Raw genomic sequence first — 15,580 nt, 5'->3', positions numbered from 1 at the left:
TCCTGCGCCGAACATTTAGAACCTAAACCAAGGTATAGGGTGGTTCGACCTAAACACTGCCGTGGTTAATCTGCGTCTAGTGGTTCGCGGCATATGGTCGCGTTTACCCTGTGTGGGCAAGTCGGGCGGGCGGTTTTCCGGAAGACGGAGACGCCGGGCCGCGAGCAAACGCACGGAGACGCACATGGCCTCGGCCCATCAGACCAATCTGCATCTGCACTATGTTCCGACGCCGGACGAGCCGGAGGTGCTGGTCGTCGGATCGGGCGGCGGCATGGTCGGGGTTTCGCGCATCCGCTGCGCGTCCGGCGGCGTCGGCTATTTCAGTCCGGCATCGGAAGATGCGTTCCTGGTCAGCCATCATCTCTCCAACTTCCAGTCCGACGTCTGGGTCGACGGACGGCTGGTGGAGAAACCGGCCGACATCACCGGGCTGACCTCGATCCACGACTACCGCCGCAAGATCGACTGCCACATGCGCACGGCCTTCGACACGCTGACCTTCCATCTGCCCCGCGCGGTGCTGGAAGGCGCCTGTTCCGAGTCCCGCGGCGGGCGTCTGGCCGACCTCTCGATCCCGCCCAGCACCCCGATGAACGATCCGACGGTGCGGGCGCTGGCATCGGCCATCCTGCCGACGCTGGAGTTTCCGGAGCGGATCAGCCTCTTGTATCTGGACCATGTCTGCTCGGCGCTGGCGACCCACATCGTCACCGCCTATGGCCGGGTGAGCGCGCCCAAGCCCGGCGGGACTCTGGCACCCTGGCAGGAAAGGCGTGTGAAGGAGATGATCGCCGCCAATCTCGACGGCGACATCCGGCTGGCCGACCTCGCCGCCGAATGCCGGCTGTCGGTTGGGCATTTCGTCCGCGCCTTCCGCCGCACCGCCAACACCACGCCCTACCAGTGGTTGCTGCACCAGCGGATCGACCATGCCAAGACGCTGATGCGGGACGGGTCGCAGACGCTGGCCGACGTGGCGCTGGCCTGCGGCTTCGCCGATCAGAGCCACTTCACCCGCACCTTCAGCCGGCTGGTCGGCATTTCGCCGCGCAGCTGGCGGCGACGCAACGTTGGAGCAGACACGCCGATGCCGGTGGGCCGACCGCCCTGCGCGCCTGCCGAACTTTCCTTTTGAGGCGAAATGATTCCCTCTCCCCCCCGCTCTCGCGCAAACTTCGTTTGCGCTGACGCGGCAGGCGGACCTCCGGTCCGCCGAAAGCGGGGAGAGGGTTAGGGTGAGGGGGATGCACTGCGTGGCTATCCCGAGAATCCTCGCCGCGTACCCCCCTCACCCCGACCCTCTCCCCGGGGGGGAGAGGGGGAGCTTACCGATGCTGCGCTGGGGAAAGGCCGTTTCATGGAGTCCAGTCTAGACCATCTGACGGAGGCGGGATCCGGCACCCATGCGCTGGGCGGCGACGGGGAGACGCGGCTGCTGCGGGTGACGCGGCCGGGGCAGCCCTTTCCCATCCTCGCGCGGATGGCCGATGCGGCCGCGCCGGCCGATGCGGTGCTCGCCCGGTTCCGGCGGGAGCATGAGCTGTCCCGCCGGCTCGACCCGGCTTGGGCGGTCAAGCCGCTCGATCTGCTGCGCCATGGCGCCGTGCCGGTGCTGACGCTTGCCGATCCGGGCGGGCAGCCGCTGTCGGTGCTGGCGGTCTCCACGCCGTCCTTTTCCGGCCCGTCATTTTTCATCGGGGCTTTCCGCCAGAGGCTGACCCTGGCGATCCGCATCGCCGGGGCGGTGGCGCAGTTGCATCGCCGCGGGCTTCTGCATGGCGATCTGCGGCCCTTCAACCTGCTGGTGGCGGAGGACGGAGCGGTGCGCCTGACCGGTTTCGGCCGCGCCGCCGACCTGTCGGACCCGCAGCGGCAGGAGGTCGAGCGGCCGGCGGCGCTGCTGCCCTACATGGCGCCGGAACAGTCGGGGCGGATGAACCGCCCGGTCGACCGCCGCAGCGACCTCTATGCCCTGGGCGTCACGCTGTACGAGCTGTTCACCGGCGAACTGCCCTTCGCCGCCCGCGATCCGATCGAGTGGGTGCACAGCCATCTCGCCCGCGCGCCGATCCCGCCGGCCAGCCACGCCCCCGACCTGCCGCCGGCCATCGCCGACATCCTGCTGCGGCTTCTCGCCAAGGTGGCGGAGGATCGTTACCAGACCGCTGACGGCCTTGTCCGCGACCTCGCCCATGCCCTTCAGCTGTGGGACGCGCAAGGCGTCATCCCCGCCTTTCCGGCCGGCCGGCGCGACCTGCCGGAGGGGTTGGAGCCGCCGCCGTCGCTCTATGGGCGGGAGGAGCCGGTCGCTGTGCTTCAGGCCGCCTTCGACCGCGTCGCCGGCCGTGGCCGGATGGGCATCGTCCTGATCTCCGGCCGCTCCGGTGTCGGCAAGTCGGCGGTCGTCCATGCGCTGGAGGAACAGCTGGTGCCGCCGCGCGGCTTGTTCGCCGCCGGCAAGTTCGACCAGGGCCGGCGCGACCTGCCCTATGCCAGCCTTGCCGAGGCCTTTCGCGGGCTGGTCACCCGCATCCTGGCCCTGCCGGTCCCCCACCGCGACCAGTGGTGCCGCGGGCTGGCGGAGGCGGTGGGCGACGGCGGCGCGCTGATGACCGCCCTGATCCCCAACCTCGCCCTGCTGATCGGTGAACAGCCGGCGGTGCCGCCGCTGCCGCCGCAGGAGGCGCAGAACCGCTTCGACCTGCTGTTCCGCCGGGTGCTGCAGCTGTTCGCCCGTCCCGACCACCCGCTGGTCCTGTTCCTCGACGATCTGCAATGGCTGGACCGCGCGACGCTGGACCTGCTGGACCGGCTGGTCGCCGACGGCGGCATCGGCCATCTGCTGCTGGTCGGCGCCTATCGCAGCGACGAGGTGGGGGCCGACCACCCGCTGGCCGCCCTGCTGGACCGGATCAGGGGCTCGGCTTCTGGGCCTGCGGGTGCGGAAATCGTTTGCCGCGAGATCGCGCTGGGGCCGCTGTCGTCCGGCGATCTGCGCCGGATGGTCGCCGACAGCCTGGGCCGCAAGCCCGAGGAGGTGGCGGCGCTGGCCGCCCTGCTGGAGGAGCGGACCGGCGGCAACGCCTTCTTCGCCGTGCAGCTTCTGACCGCGCTGGAGCGGTCCGGCCGGCTGTGGTTCGACCGCGAGGCCAGGCGCTGGGACTGGGATATGGCGGCGGTGGAAACGGCGCGGTCGGGCGCCGGCATCGCCACGCTGATGACCGAGCGGCTGGGCGCCTTTCCCGCCGGGGCGCGCGACCTGCTGGCCCGGCTCGCCGCGCTCGGCGCCAGCGCGCCGCTGGCCACCCTGGCGCTGGCCGCCGGCCTGACCGAGGCGGAGGCCGAGCGGAACCTGGAACCGGTGCTGGCCGAAGGGCTGATCCTGCGCATCGACGGGGGGTACCGTTTCCTCCACGACCGGGTGCAGGAGGGGGCCTATGCCCTGGTGCCGGCGGAGGGGCGCGGCAGGCTGCATCTCGACATCGCCCGCGCCCTGCACCGCGGATTCGCGGCCGATCTGTCGGGGGAGCGGCTGTTCGCGCTGGTCGGCCAGTATGACCGCTGCCTGTCGCTGATCCAGGAGGGGCGCGAGCGGGAGGAGGTGGCGACCCTCCACCTCGCCGCCGGGCATCAGGCCAAGGCCGCCAGCGCCCACGGTTCCGCCCTCGCCTATGCCCTGGCGGGGTTGCGCCTGCTGGAGGGTGGCCAGTGGGAGCGGCGGCACCGGCTGGCCTTCGCGCTGGAGCATCTCCAGGCCGAATGCGAATTCCTCAGCGGTGATCTGCGGCGGGCGGAGCTGCGGCTTCAGGGGCTGGCCGGGCGGGCCGAATGTCCGGCCGACCGCGCCGCCATCACCGCGCTGCTGGTCACCGTCTACACCGCCATCGACCGCAGCGACCGCGCCATCGACGCCTGTCTGGCCTATCTGCACGGCGCCGGGATCGACTGGCCGGCCCATCCGCCGGCCGCGCTGGCGCAGGAGGAATATGCGGACCTGCGCGCGGCCATCGGCGACCGGCCCGTCGCCTCGCTGGCGGCGCTGTCGGCGGTGAGCGACCCCGACAGCCGGGCGACCATGGACGTGCTGGCCGCGGCACTGCCGCCCGCCTTCTTCAGCGACCGCAATCTGGTCTGCCTGATCCTGTGCCGGATGGCGAACCTGACGCTGCGGCATGGGCGCAGCGACGCCTCCGCGCTGGGATTCGCCTATCTCGGCATGATGGCCGGGCCTTACTTCGGCGATTACGCCGCCGGATACGAGTTCGGCCGGCTCGGCTACGATCTGGCGGAGCGGCAGGGGCGGACCCGCTACCGGGCGCGCGTGCTGATGACCTTCGCCTATCATGTCGTGCCCTGGACCCGCGACATCCGCAGCGAGCGCCCCCTGCTTCTGCGCGCGTTCGAGGAGGCGCGGGAGGCCGGCGACGTCACCTATGGCGGATTCACCAGCGTGACGCTGGTCACCAGCATGCTGGCGTCCGGCGATCCCCTGGCGACGGTGCAGCGCACGGCGGAGGCGCGGCTCGCCTATGTGCGGCAGGTGAAGTTCGGGCTGTGCGCCGACATCCTGACCACGCAGCTGCAACTCGTGCGCGCCCTGCGCGGGCGGACCGATGCACTGGGGTCCTTCGACGGCAAGGGCTTCGACAATGCCGCGTTCGAGGCGCGGCTGCTGGCCAACCCCAGCCTGGACATCGCCACCTGCTGGCACTGGATTCGCACGCTTCAGCTCCGCTGCATCGCCGGCGAGATGGCGGCTGCGGTCGAAGCGGCCGAGCGGGCCGAAGGGCTGCTGTGGACCACGTCGGGCCATTGGGAAATGGCGGAGTTCCATTTCCACGCCGCGCTCGCCAGGGCTGGCGCGATGGATGGCGCGGAGCCCGAAGAGCGCGCCCGTCACAACGTCGCATTGTCCCGCCACCTTGGCCAGCTGCGCGAATGGGCCGGCCACAGCCGCGACAGCTTCGACGCGCGCTTCGCCTTGGTGGAGGCGGAGGCGGCCCGCAGCCAGGGGCGGACCGAAGACGCCATGCGCGGCTATGACCGCGCGGTCCAGGCCGCCCGCCGCACCGCGCTGCCGCATGTGGAGGCGCTGGCCCAGGAATGCGCCGCCGGCCTTTACCGTCGCATGGGCCTGCCGACGCTGGAGCTGGCCTGCATCCGCGAGGCGGCGGACCGCTATGGCCACTGGGGGGCGACGGCCAAGGTCCGGCAGCTCGCCCAGCGCTATCCGTCGCTCGCCCTGGAGCCGGCCGAGGCCGCGGTGCAGGAGGCGCCGCGCGGCTTCGACGGCGTCGATCTGGCCTCCCTGCTGGAGACGCTGCGCGCCGTCTCCGACCAGTCGGGGGTGGAGCAACTGACCACCACCCTGCTGACCCTGGTGCTGGAACATGCCGGGGCCAGCCGCGGCCTGCTGATCCTCGCCCGCGGCGAACGCCTGCGGGTGGAGGCGGAGGCGACCACCGGGCTTTACGGCGTGTCGGTCCGGCTGGTGCAGGAGGATGCCGACCGCTTCCCGCTGCCCCATGCCATCATCCACGGCGCCATCCGCGACCAGGAGGCGGTGATCGTCGACGACACGCGCGCCGCCGGCCCGCTGTCCGCCGACCCCTATTTCCACGAGACGGAGGCGCGCTCCATCCTGTGCCTGCCGCTGGTCCGCCGCCGCCGGGTCGTCGGGCTGCTGCATCTGGAGAACGCGCTGGCGACCTACGCCTTCACCCCGCAGCGGGTCAATGTGCTGACCCTGCTGGGCGCCCAGGCGGCGGCGTCGCTGGAGACGGCGACGCTGGAGGAGAAGGACGCACTGTTGAAGGAAATCCACCACCGGGTGAAGAACAACCTGCAGCTCGTCACCAGCCTGCTGAACCTCCAGGCGCGCCGGATCGAGGACAAGGCGGTGGCCGCCCTGTTCGCCGACAGCCGCGACCGCGTGCGGTCGATGGCGTTGGTCCATGAAAGCCTCTATCGCCTCGGCAACTTCGCCCGCGTGCCGATGCGCGAGCATCTGGACTCGGTCTGCGCCCATCTGCTGCGCGCCTATTCCCGCCAAGCCGGGGCGGTGCGGCTGGAAACCGAGCTGGACGACCTGAAGCTGGACCTCGACCGCGCGGTGCCCTGCGGGCTGATCGTCAACGAACTGGTCTCCAACGCGCTGAAGCATGCCTATCCGGGCGGGCAGGGCGGGGTGCTGCGCGTGGTGCTGACGACGGACGGCCGGGATTGCCGGCTATCCGTTCGGGACGATGGCGTGGGCTTGCCCGAAGGTTGCGATCCCGATAGGATGGACTCCGTAGGTTTCCAGCTTGTTTCGGATTTGAGCAGTCAGTTGCACGGAACTCTGAAATACAGCTTCAACACAGGCGCCGAATTCATCGTCACCTTTCCTTTGAAGGGGCGCAATCGGGGAAGTGAATGATCGCGGCACGCATCCTGATCGTCGAAGACGACCGCATCGTTGCGCGCGATATTCAGCATCAACTGTCCCGCATGGGCCATGTGGTGGTCGGCATGTCGGCCAGCGGCGAGGATGCCGTCCGGCAGGCGTGCAGCCAGCAGCCCGACCTCGTCCTGATGGACATCCGGCTGGAAGGGGAGATGGACGGCATCGAGGCGGCGCGCCGGATCCGCGATGCCCACCGCATCCCCATCGTCTTCCTGACCGCCTACGCCAATGACGAGGTGGTGCATCGCGCCAGCCTGACGGAGCCGTTCGGCTATCTGCTGAAGCCCTTCGAAGAGCCGCAGATGCGCACCGTCATCCAGATGGCGCTGTACAAGCATGCCAGCGATACCCGGCTGCGGCTCAGCGAACGGCGCTATGCCGCCACGCTGGCCAGCATCCGCGACGGCGTCATCCTGAGCAACCGCGACGGCCGGGTCGATTTCATGAACCGGGCGGCGGAGACGATGACCGGCTGGACCGCCGCGGAGGCCACCGGGCAGCCGCTGTCCGCCGTCTTCGTCGCGGTGGACGAGGAAACGCTGGAGCCGCTGGAGGATTTCTCCGCCGTCGTCCTGCGCAGCGGCGATTTCGCCCCGCCGGAACGCCAGTCCCGGCTGTTGCCTCGCGACGGGGGGGATCCGGCCGGACTGGTGGTGGAGGAGCGATGCTCCGCCATCATCGATGACCGCGGCGAGCTGGTCGGCTCGATCCTGGTGTTCCGCGACCTGACCCAGCGCCGGCGGATCGCCGAGGCCCTGCGGACGGCCCAGGCCGACCTTGCCCATATCGGCCGGCTGACCATGATGGGCGAACTGGCCGCGGCGGTCGCGCATGAGGTGAACCAGCCGCTGATGGCCATCGTCACCAATGCCGGCACCTGTCTGCAGCATCTGTCGCAGCCACAGCCCGACCTCGACAAGACGCGCGTGATGGTGGAGCGGATCGTGCGCGACGCCCAGCGGGCCGGCGACGTCGTCCGCAGCATCCGCGCGCTGGCCCGCCGCACCCCGGCCGATCCCGGCTGGGTCGACATCAGCGCGCTGGTCGCCGACACGCTGGAGCTGGTGCGGGCGGAGCTGCGCCGCGCCCGCGTCATCGTGGAAACCGACCTGCAGGCCGAACCGCCCTGGGTCCATGGCGACCGGGTGCAGCTGCAGCAGCTGGTGCTCAATCTGGTGATGAACGCCATCGAGGCGATGTCGGCGGAGGATTTGCCGGAACGGCGCCTGCGCATCGTCACCGGCAGTGCCGACGGCTGGTTCCGCGTCCGGGTCGAGGACAGCGGGCCGGGGCTTGGCGAAACCGATGTCGACGCCATCTTCCGCGCGCTATACACCACCAAGCCCGACGGGCTGGGCATGGGCCTGTCGATCAGCCGGTCGATCGTCGAGCTGCATGGCGGACGGCTGACCGCGACGCCCGGCGCGTCCGGCGGAAGCGTGTTCGAATTCGTGCTGCCCGTATCGCCCGGAGGCAAGTGATGGGGAGGAAGGCGGAAGCCGTGGCGGTGGTCGAGACCGTCGTCATCATCGACGATGACGAAGCCGTCCGCGAAGCGCTGGAGGGGCTGCTCGAGTCCGTCGGGCTGCAGGTGAAGAGCTATGGCTCGGTGCAGCAGTATGTCGACCAGCGCCCGGCCATCGACGTCGGCTGCATGGTCCTCGACGTGCGGCTGCCGGGGCGCAGCGGCCTGGATTTCCAGGCGGAGCTTGCGCGGTCCGGCAACAGCCTGCCGGTGATCTTCATCAGCGGGCACGCCGACGTGCCGATGTCGGTGCGTGCGATGAAGGCGGGGGCCTTCGAGTTCCTGACCAAGCCCGTCCATCACCAGGAATTGCTGGACGCCATCCACGCCGCCATCGCCGCCCATGGCGAGCGCCGCTGCCAGGAGCGCGGGCTGACCACCCAGCGCGCCCGCTTCGAGACGCTGACCCCGCGCGAACGCGAGATCACGCTGATGGTGGTGTCCGGCCTGCGCAACAAGCAGATCGCCGACGACCTCGGCCTCAGCGAGGCGACGGTGAAGCTGCACCGCGGGCAGGCCATGCGCAAGATGGAGGCCCGCTCCGTCGTCGAACTGGTGCGGATGGTCGACGGGCTGACGACGACGGTCGAAGGGCGAGGTCAGTAAGGTCGGCGTCACGTGACCATTGGCGGGGTCGGTCGGCAGGCGCTGTCCCTGCGCGATCAGGCGGAGGAGTTCCTTCGCCATGTGCGGGCGGCCTGAGAGCGCCTGAAGGCCGAAGACCACCGGTCCGCCGGGTCCGCTATGGGTCCGGCGCTCACTTGAACGCCAGCAGGATCACCCCGGCGGCGATCAGCACCACGCCCAGCCAGTTCGGACCCGACAGCTTCTCGCCCAGGAACAGCACGCCGAACAGGGCGACCAGCACGACGCTGAGCTTGTCGACCGGGGCCACCTGGGACGCCGGGCCGAGCTTCAGCGCGCGGAAATAGCACAGCCAGGATGCCCCGGTGGCGAGACCGGACAGCAGCAGGAACAGCCATGTCCTGCCCGACACCGCCGACGGCGACAGCGATTGGCCGGAGGCCACGACGATGCCGATCAGCATCACGAAGATGACGGCGGTTCGGATCAGCGTTGCCATGTCGGAACCGACGCCCTCGACGCCGACCTTGGCGAAGACGGCGGTCAGCGCGGCGAAGCAGGCCGACAACAGCGCCCACAGCATCCAGGATGGAAGCAGGCCATCGGTCATTCTCTTGGTTTCCTTCAGCTTTCCAATTCCCTGGATATCAGGGCACGCGCACCCGGTCGATCTGCTCCGGATTTGGAGTGCCGTTCGCCCGCAGCAGAACCGCCTCGCCCGATGCCGGAAAGATGCCGGTCAGGGCGGTGACGGTGACCTGATGGGTGACCAGCACCACCGGCTTGCCGTCGCGCGGCAGGTCGGCCAGGAACTGGCGCAGCTGGGTGGTTCTGTCCTTCTCCTCCTCCTGCCGGCCGAAGAAGGAGTTGAGGGCCGGCATCTCCTTCACCGGGCCGAGGTCGAGCAGGCGGGCGGTCTCCAGGCAGCGGCACCATTGGCTGGACAGGACCCGCGCCTGAGCGATGCCGAGCTGCCGCAGCCGCTCGCCGATCCGCGCCGCCTGGGCCCGGCCGCCGTCGCCGAGGTTGCGCTGGGTGGCGCAGTCGTCCAGCTTGAAATCGGGCGGATCGCCGGTTCCGGGCGCCTCCGCATGGCGCATCAGCACGACGAGGCCGGCCGTCTCCATGGCCGCAGCGGGTGCCGCCGTCAGGACCGGCAGCAGGACGGCGGCGGACAGGGCCAGCAGGGTGCGGCGAAACACGGTGGGCATTGGCATCTCCATCGGGGAGCGGTGCTGCGCCTCCTTTTGCCGGGAGAGCGTCATCATGGCCCGCAACCGCCTGCTCAACACCCGATCCCGTGTCCTTGTTGCCGCCAGCTTCGCCGTCACGGCGGCGGTCGCCCTCCTGCGGTGGGTGGGCCTGCCGGCGTCGGGACGGCTGATCGCCTAGACTGTAGCCTCAGCCCTGTTCGACGAAGTCGGTGCCGCGGGTCACGCTTTCCCAGGCGTCGATTTCCGCGATCACGGCGTCGAGCTTGGCGCGGGCTCGGTGGAGGGCGTCGGACCCAAGCAGCAGATGGAGCGGTGGGCTGTCGGAACGGACGGCGGCCAGGATGGCCTGCGCCGCGCGATCCGGGTCGCCGACCTGACGGCCGGCCATGCCGTCGAAAGCGGACGACATCCGCCCGACGCTGTCGGCGTAGGCCGCGTCTTCGGCAGCGCTCTTGCGGATCGAATGGGTCGACAGGAAATCGGTGCGGAAGGCGCCGGGCGCCACGGCCGTCACTTTGATGCCGAGCGGGCCGACCTCCTGCGCAAGACTGGAGGACAATCCCTCCAGGGCGTGTTTGGCCGCTGCGTAGAGACCGGAACCGGCGCCGGGTGCCCGTCCGGCGATGGAGGTGATGTTGACGATGTGCCCTGTCCCCTGGGCGCGCAGGCGGGGCAGGGCGGCGCGGATGATGCGGAAGGGGGCGAACACGTCGACCGCGAACAGGCGGGCGACCTCGTCGTCGCTCGCCTGTTCGACCGCCCCCAGCAGGCCGTAGCCCGCATTGTTGACGATCACGTCGATGCGGCCGGCGAGCGCGAAGGCCCGGCCGACGGCGGCCTCGGCGGCATCGCCGTCGGCGAGATCGGCGGTCAGGACATGCAGGGTGCCGTGCTCGACGGAGAGGTCCGGCCTGCCGCTGCGGACGGTGCCGATGACGGTGTCGCCCTCCGCAAGGGCCGCCTTGGCGAGTGCCAGCCCAAGGCCGCGCGAGATGCCGGTGATGAACCATGTGGTCATGGGAAGTCTCCTTTCGCGGCCAGAGATACATCCGGTGACTGGCTTACAGAATGACCGGATTTCTGATGAAACTTGTAAGCCTTGCTAAAAAGATGTTTCCTTGCGGTATGGATCCCTTGCTCTCCGGCAGCGACTACAACCAGCTTCGCGCGTTTCTCGCCGTCGGCGAGACGCTGAGTTTCAGCCGCGCGGCGGAGCGGCTGGGCGTTTCCCCATCGGCGCTCAGCCAGCTGGTGCGCGGGTTCGAGGAGCGGGTGGGAGTGCGGCTGCTCAACCGGACCACGCGCAGTGTCGCGCTGACCGACGCCGGTGAAAATCTGTTCCGGCGCGTCCAGCCGGCCGTCTCCGAACTCGGCGACGCCATCGGGCAGGTGCGCCGGTATCGCGAACGCCCGTCCGGCATTGTGCGCGTCCACAGTTTCCGCGCGGCGGCGGAACTCTACATCGAGCCGATGCTGGCGGCCTTCGCCCGGGACTTTCCGGATGTCGTGCTGGACATCACGCTGGACGACGCGGTGGTGGATCTGGTGGCCGGCGGCTTCGATGCGGCCATCCGGATCGGCGAAGTGATCGACCGCGACATGGTCGCCGTGCGTCTCGGTCCGGACCTGCGGCAGATCGCCGTGGCGTCGCCCGAATATCTCGATCTTCATGGCCGGCCGGCTCATCCGCGCGATCTGGTCGGCCATCGCTGCATCCGCTGGCGCTGGCCGGGCCATGTGATGCCCTATGCCTGGGAGTTCTTCGGAAACGGATCCTGGTTCGAGGTCGCGGTCGAGGGGCCGCTGATCTTCAACGACAAGGACATGGCGTTGCGCGCGACCCTGCGGGGAATCGGGATCGGCTTCTGTATCGAGGATGCGGTTGCCGGCCATATCGCGGCGGGAGAGCTGGTTCCGCTGCTGGAGGACTGGTCCGCCGCCTTTCCCGGCCGGTTCCTGTGCTATCCGCGCCAGCGGCAGATGGCCCCGGCCTTGCGGGCCTTCATCGACGCGGTTCGCGCGGTAGAGTCCAGGGTGGACGACGATGTGGATGCCCGGCCGCGGCAGGATGATCGTCGCCGTTCTTGAAACCCGTGCTGTTGCGCGGGCAGAGTGGCGGCAACGCTTCCGACCCGAAGGACATCGGCCTTGAACACCCTGGGACGCACCATCGCGCTCGCCCTGTCCCTTTTCGTCTGGGTGGCCGGATCGGGAGAGGCCGCGGCGGACAAGCGGGTGGCGCTGGTGATGGGCAACAGCAGCTATCACCATGCGCCGAGGCTGCCCAACCCGGTGAATGATGCCAAGGCGATGGCAGAGTCCCTGCGCGCGGTCGGGTTCGAGCTGATCGGCGGGGCGCCGCAACTCGACCTCGACCGGGCAGGGACCGAGAAGGCGATCCGCAGCTTCGGCGCGAAGCTGGGCGGCGCCGATGTCGGGCTGTTCTTCTATGCCGGACACGGCATGCAGGCCCGCGGCACCAACTATCTTCTGCCGGTCTCCGCCAATCTGGAGAAGGAGGCCGATGTCCGGTACGAGCTGATCGACGTCGCCATGGTGCTGGACGAGATGGCGCTGGCGGAAAGCCGGCTGAACATCGTCATCCTGGACGCCTGCCGCAACAACCCGTTCGGCGGGCGCGGCCTGCGCGCGGCGTCGCCCGGTCTGGCCCAGATGCAGGCGCCGGCCGGCACGATCATCGCCTATGCGACCCAGCCCGGCGCGGTGGCGGCCGACGGCGCCGGGGCCAACAGCCCTTATACCGAGGCGCTGTCGAAGGCCATGCTGAAACCGGGGGAGGCGGTGTTCGACGTCTTCAACGACGTCGGCATCACGGTGAAGCGCAACTCCGGCGGCGTGCAGCAGCCTTGGGTCTCGGCCTCCCCCATAGAGGGGCGGTTCTATTTCCTGGGGCCGACCACGGTGGTGACGGCGCCCCCGGCCGATGCGCCGGCCGCCGGGGCCGCCGCGGCTGCCGACAAGGAAACGCTGTTCTGGGACAGCATCAAGGGCAGTTCCAACCGCGGCCTGTTCGAAGCCTATCTGAAGCAGTTCCCGCAAGGCACCTTCGCCCCGATCGCCGAGGCGCGGGTCGCCGAACTGGGCGGTGCGGCGAGCGCAGCCGCTGCGACGGAGCGGGCGCCGGTGTCGGTCGCCGCGCTTGCCGCCCCGCCGGTGCCGGCACCAGCCCCGGTTCCGGCCCCGGTCCCGGCTCCTGCAACCGCGCCGATGGATGTGTCGGCGATCCCCTATCTCAGCGGCAAGTCGCGGGCCGCGCTGGCCATGTATCCGGGACTGCCGTCGCCCAAGGCGCTGGCGATCTCGGCGAAGGGGAACTACGCCTACTTCTCCAACAAGTCCAACAGCCGGACCGAGGAGGACGTGAAGCGCAGCGCCCTGCAATATTGCCAGTACCGGGCGGAGGAACCCTGCACCCTCTATGCGGTCGGCAACGCGGTGGTGATGGAGGGCAAGCGCTTCGTCCCGATGCCGGTGGAGATCCTGGGCTCCGGCCGCTTCGATCCGGCGCGCGTGCCCTTCGTCAGCGAACACACGCGCAAGGTCGGCATGGTGAACTACCAGCGCAATCCCGGACACAAGGCTCTTGCCCTGACGCTGACCGGCCGCTGGGCGTCGGTGTGGGACCGCGACAGCGAGGAGGAGGCCGGCACCGCGGCGGTGGAGAAATGCGAACAGGCCGGCGGCAAGGAGGAGTGCATGCTCTACGCCGTCGGCGACACGGTCGTCCTCGACGAACTGCCGGGCGAGCAGGAGGACGAGGAGGAGGACTGAGCGGAAAGGCCGGAACGCCGCGCCGCGGACTGCGGCGGCCGACCGCCGCATCGCACTGTCTCTGGTGATTTGCGTCGTAATGCCCGACACTGAGCATCAGTCGGAGATGGACCGGGATTGACGGGATGAGCGGGTGGCGGAGCGTGCCGGCGTCGTGGATGGCGCGGAACCGGTCAAAGCTGGTGCATGCCCTGCGGATGACCGTCTCCACCCTGGCGACCTTCCTGCTGGCGGAGGCGCTGGACCTGCCGCAGGGCTTCTGGGCGGTGATCACGGCGCTGATCGTCACCCAGAGCAATGTCGGCGGATCGCTGAAGGCGGCGCTGGACCGTTTCGTCGGATCGCTGGTCGGCGTGGCCTATGGCGGGGTGATCGGGCTGCTGATCCCGCACACCGACGGGCTGATGCGTGCCGTGGCGCTTCTGGCGGCGGTGGCGCCGCTGTCCTATCTCGCCGCCATGTCGGCCGGCTTCCGCATCGCGCCGATCACCGCGATCATCGTGCTGCTGGGCACCGCCGGGGCGAACCTCGGCCCGCTCAGCTTCGCCACCGACCGGATGCTGGAGGTCGGGCTCGGCTGCGTCGTCGCCATCCTGGTGTCGCTGCTGGTGGCGCCGGCCCGCGCCTCCCGCTCCGTGCTGGACACGGCGGCTGAGGTGGCGCGGCTGATGGCCGACCAGCTCGACGCGCTGGCCGTCGCCGACGACGCCTCCCAGGCGACCATGAACCGGCTGGTTGTGCGCACCCGGCAGTCCCTGACCCGGTTGGAAACCCTGGTGGGGGAAGCGGCGCGGGAGCGGCGGAGCCGGCTGGCCGACATGCCCGATCCCGATCCGCTGCTGCGCACGCTGATGCGCCTGCGGCATGACGTGGTGATGCTGCGCCGGGCGGTGGGGGAGCCGCGGCAGGACATCCCCGACCGCGACGTCTGCCCCGACTGGACTCCGGTCGCCGCGGCGGGAGCGGCCATTCTGCGTGGTCTGGCCGATGCACTGGCCACCGGTCAGCCGCCCGACCGTTCCACCGCACTCGCCGATGCGCTGGCGGCCTACCGCAGCGGAATCGACCGCACGCGGGCCGCAAGGCAGACTCGCCACATGCCGACCGACTGGCTGTGGCGGATGTTCGGCACCGGCTTCGCGCTGGAGCAGTTCCGCCGCAATCTGGACGACCTCGTCGAACGGACCGCCGACTTCGCCGCCCATGGGTAGGCGGTGGTGAAAGCCGGAACCGGCCGCTTAGCGGTCGCCCAGATCGTGCTCGATCTCGGTCACCAGCCGTTCGGCGCATTTCAAGGCCTGCTGGCGGTCGTCGTCGCTCATGCCCTGCATCGGGTCGGACTGGGCCGGGAAGGACTCCGACCGGCAGAGCCGGCGGCCCGAGGCGCAGACCATCACTTCGTACTGGCGGCTGTCCTCGTTGAACAGGCACTCTGACTCGAAGCCCTTGGCGTCGGTCTCGGTCCACATGATCGTCTTGCTCATCGTCCGGCTCCTTTTGGTCTTGGGTCGGCGTGGTTGATTTATTTGGCGTTCGCCATGGCGACCGCGGTGTCGGCCATCCGGTTGGAGAAGCCCCACTCGTTATCGTACCATGCCATGACGCGAACGAAATTGCCGTCCACAACCTTCGTCTCCCTGCTGGCGAAGGTCGAGCTGTGCGGGTCGTGGTTGAAGTCCGACGACACCAGATCCTCGTCATAGGCGGCCAGGATGCCCTTCAGCGGGCCGTTGGCGGCCTCACCGATCGCCTTGACGATCTCCTCGACCGAGGTGGCGCGCCTGGCGGTGAACTTGAAGTCGACGACCGACACGTTCGGGGTCGGCACGCGCATGGCGGTGCCGTCCAGCTTGCCCTTCAGCTCCGGCAGCACCTTGCCGACGGCCTTGGCGGCGCCGGTGGAGGTCGGGATCATGTTCAGGGCCGCGGCGCGGGCGCGGTGCAGGTCCTTGTGGTTGGTGTCGACGATCCGCTGGTCACCCGTGTAGGAGTGGATCGTGGTCATGAAGCCCTTCT

At 69.6% G+C, this 15,580-nt stretch carries 12 protein-coding genes and 1 pseudogene; 8 read left to right on the top strand and 5 right to left on the bottom strand.

Features of this window, described 5'->3' with window-relative positions; translation table 11 throughout:
* Positions 1-184 precede the first annotated feature (184 nt).
* The 4 genes from TSH20_RS17375 to TSH20_RS17355 all read left to right on the top strand — a co-directional run bounded on the left by TSH20_RS17375 (position 185) and on the right by TSH20_RS17355 (position 8,579).
* On the top strand, positions 185-1,138 hold the full coding sequence (locus TSH20_RS17375; RefSeq protein ID WP_109075889.1) for an AraC family transcriptional regulator: 954 nt from the start codon (positions 185-187) through the stop codon (positions 1,136-1,138).
* A gap of 222 nt (positions 1,139-1,360) precedes the next feature.
* The gene (locus tag TSH20_RS17365; protein WP_109075888.1) at positions 1,361-6,421 is read left to right on the top strand and encodes an AAA family ATPase; all 5,061 of its coding nucleotides are present in this window, start codon (positions 1,361-1,363) and stop codon (positions 6,419-6,421) included.
* Entirely contained in the window at positions 6,418-7,929 is a 1,512-nt protein-coding gene (locus tag TSH20_RS17360) for a response regulator (RefSeq protein WP_109075887.1), read from the top strand. The genes TSH20_RS17365 and TSH20_RS17360 overlap by 4 nt, the downstream gene beginning before the upstream one ends.
* Positions 7,929-8,579, top strand: coding sequence for a response regulator (locus TSH20_RS17355; protein WP_109075886.1), 651 nt, complete (start codon positions 7,929-7,931; stop codon positions 8,577-8,579). The genes TSH20_RS17360 and TSH20_RS17355 overlap by 1 nt, the downstream gene beginning before the upstream one ends.
* Positions 8,580-8,730: 151 nt before the next feature.
* Here TSH20_RS17355 and TSH20_RS17350 read toward each other — a convergent pair whose 3' ends face one another.
* Both TSH20_RS17350 and TSH20_RS17345 read right to left on the bottom strand, forming a co-directional pair.
* Entirely contained in the window at positions 8,731-9,168 is a 438-nt protein-coding gene (locus TSH20_RS17350; protein WP_109075885.1) for an EamA family transporter, read from the bottom strand.
* 37 nt (positions 9,169-9,205) lie between these two features.
* Positions 9,206-9,769 carry a histidine phosphatase family protein gene (locus tag TSH20_RS17345; protein WP_109075884.1) on the bottom strand — a complete coding sequence of 188 codons (564 nt, stop codon included), beginning with the start codon at positions 9,767-9,769 and terminating at the stop codon, positions 9,206-9,208.
* Positions 9,770-9,824: 55 nt separating this feature from the next.
* Between TSH20_RS17345 and TSH20_RS36160 the strand changes: the two genes are divergently transcribed.
* The gene (locus TSH20_RS36160; RefSeq protein ID WP_282183575.1) at positions 9,825-9,950 is read left to right on the top strand and encodes a hypothetical protein; all 126 of its coding nucleotides are present in this window, start codon (positions 9,825-9,827) and stop codon (positions 9,948-9,950) included.
* A 9-nt stretch (positions 9,951-9,959) separates the two neighbouring features.
* Here the strand turns inward: TSH20_RS36160 and TSH20_RS17340 are convergent, their stop codons facing one another.
* Positions 9,960-10,790: an SDR family NAD(P)-dependent oxidoreductase gene (locus TSH20_RS17340; protein ID WP_109075883.1), complete on the bottom strand. Its 831-nt coding sequence runs from the start codon at positions 10,788-10,790 to the stop codon at positions 9,960-9,962.
* A gap of 107 nt (positions 10,791-10,897) precedes the next feature.
* Here TSH20_RS17340 and TSH20_RS17335 point away from each other — a divergent pair, with 107 nt between their 5' ends.
* The 3 genes from TSH20_RS17335 to TSH20_RS17325 all read left to right on the top strand — a co-directional run bounded on the left by TSH20_RS17335 (position 10,898) and on the right by TSH20_RS17325 (position 14,775).
* The gene (locus TSH20_RS17335) at positions 10,898-11,860 is read left to right on the top strand and encodes a LysR family transcriptional regulator (RefSeq protein ID WP_109075882.1); all 963 of its coding nucleotides are present in this window, start codon (positions 10,898-10,900) and stop codon (positions 11,858-11,860) included.
* A gap of 60 nt (positions 11,861-11,920) precedes the next feature.
* The gene (locus TSH20_RS17330; protein ID WP_247871608.1) at positions 11,921-13,564 is read left to right on the top strand and encodes a caspase family protein; all 1,644 of its coding nucleotides are present in this window, start codon (positions 11,921-11,923) and stop codon (positions 13,562-13,564) included.
* 125 nt (positions 13,565-13,689) lie between these two features.
* On the top strand, positions 13,690-14,775 hold the full coding sequence (locus TSH20_RS17325) for an FUSC family protein (protein WP_109075880.1): 1,086 nt from the start codon (positions 13,690-13,692) through the stop codon (positions 14,773-14,775).
* Positions 14,776-14,802: 27 nt separating this feature from the next.
* Here the strand turns inward: TSH20_RS17325 and TSH20_RS17320 are convergent, their stop codons facing one another.
* Positions 14,803-15,048, bottom strand: a complete 246-nt coding sequence (locus tag TSH20_RS17320) for a hypothetical protein (protein ID WP_109075879.1) — start codon at positions 15,046-15,048, stop codon at positions 14,803-14,805.
* Positions 15,049-15,086: 38 nt separating this feature from the next.
* Positions 15,087-15,580, bottom strand: a pseudogene (locus tag TSH20_RS17315) (glyceraldehyde-3-phosphate dehydrogenase); the annotation flags it as partial.

It is taken from the genome of Azospirillum sp. TSH20, from assembly GCF_003115935.1.
In the GTDB taxonomy this organism is placed as follows: Bacteria; Pseudomonadota; Alphaproteobacteria; order Azospirillales; family Azospirillaceae; genus Azospirillum.
The sequence above is the reverse complement of the archived record's forward strand: the minus strand, read 5'-3'. Positions and strand labels throughout refer to the sequence as shown.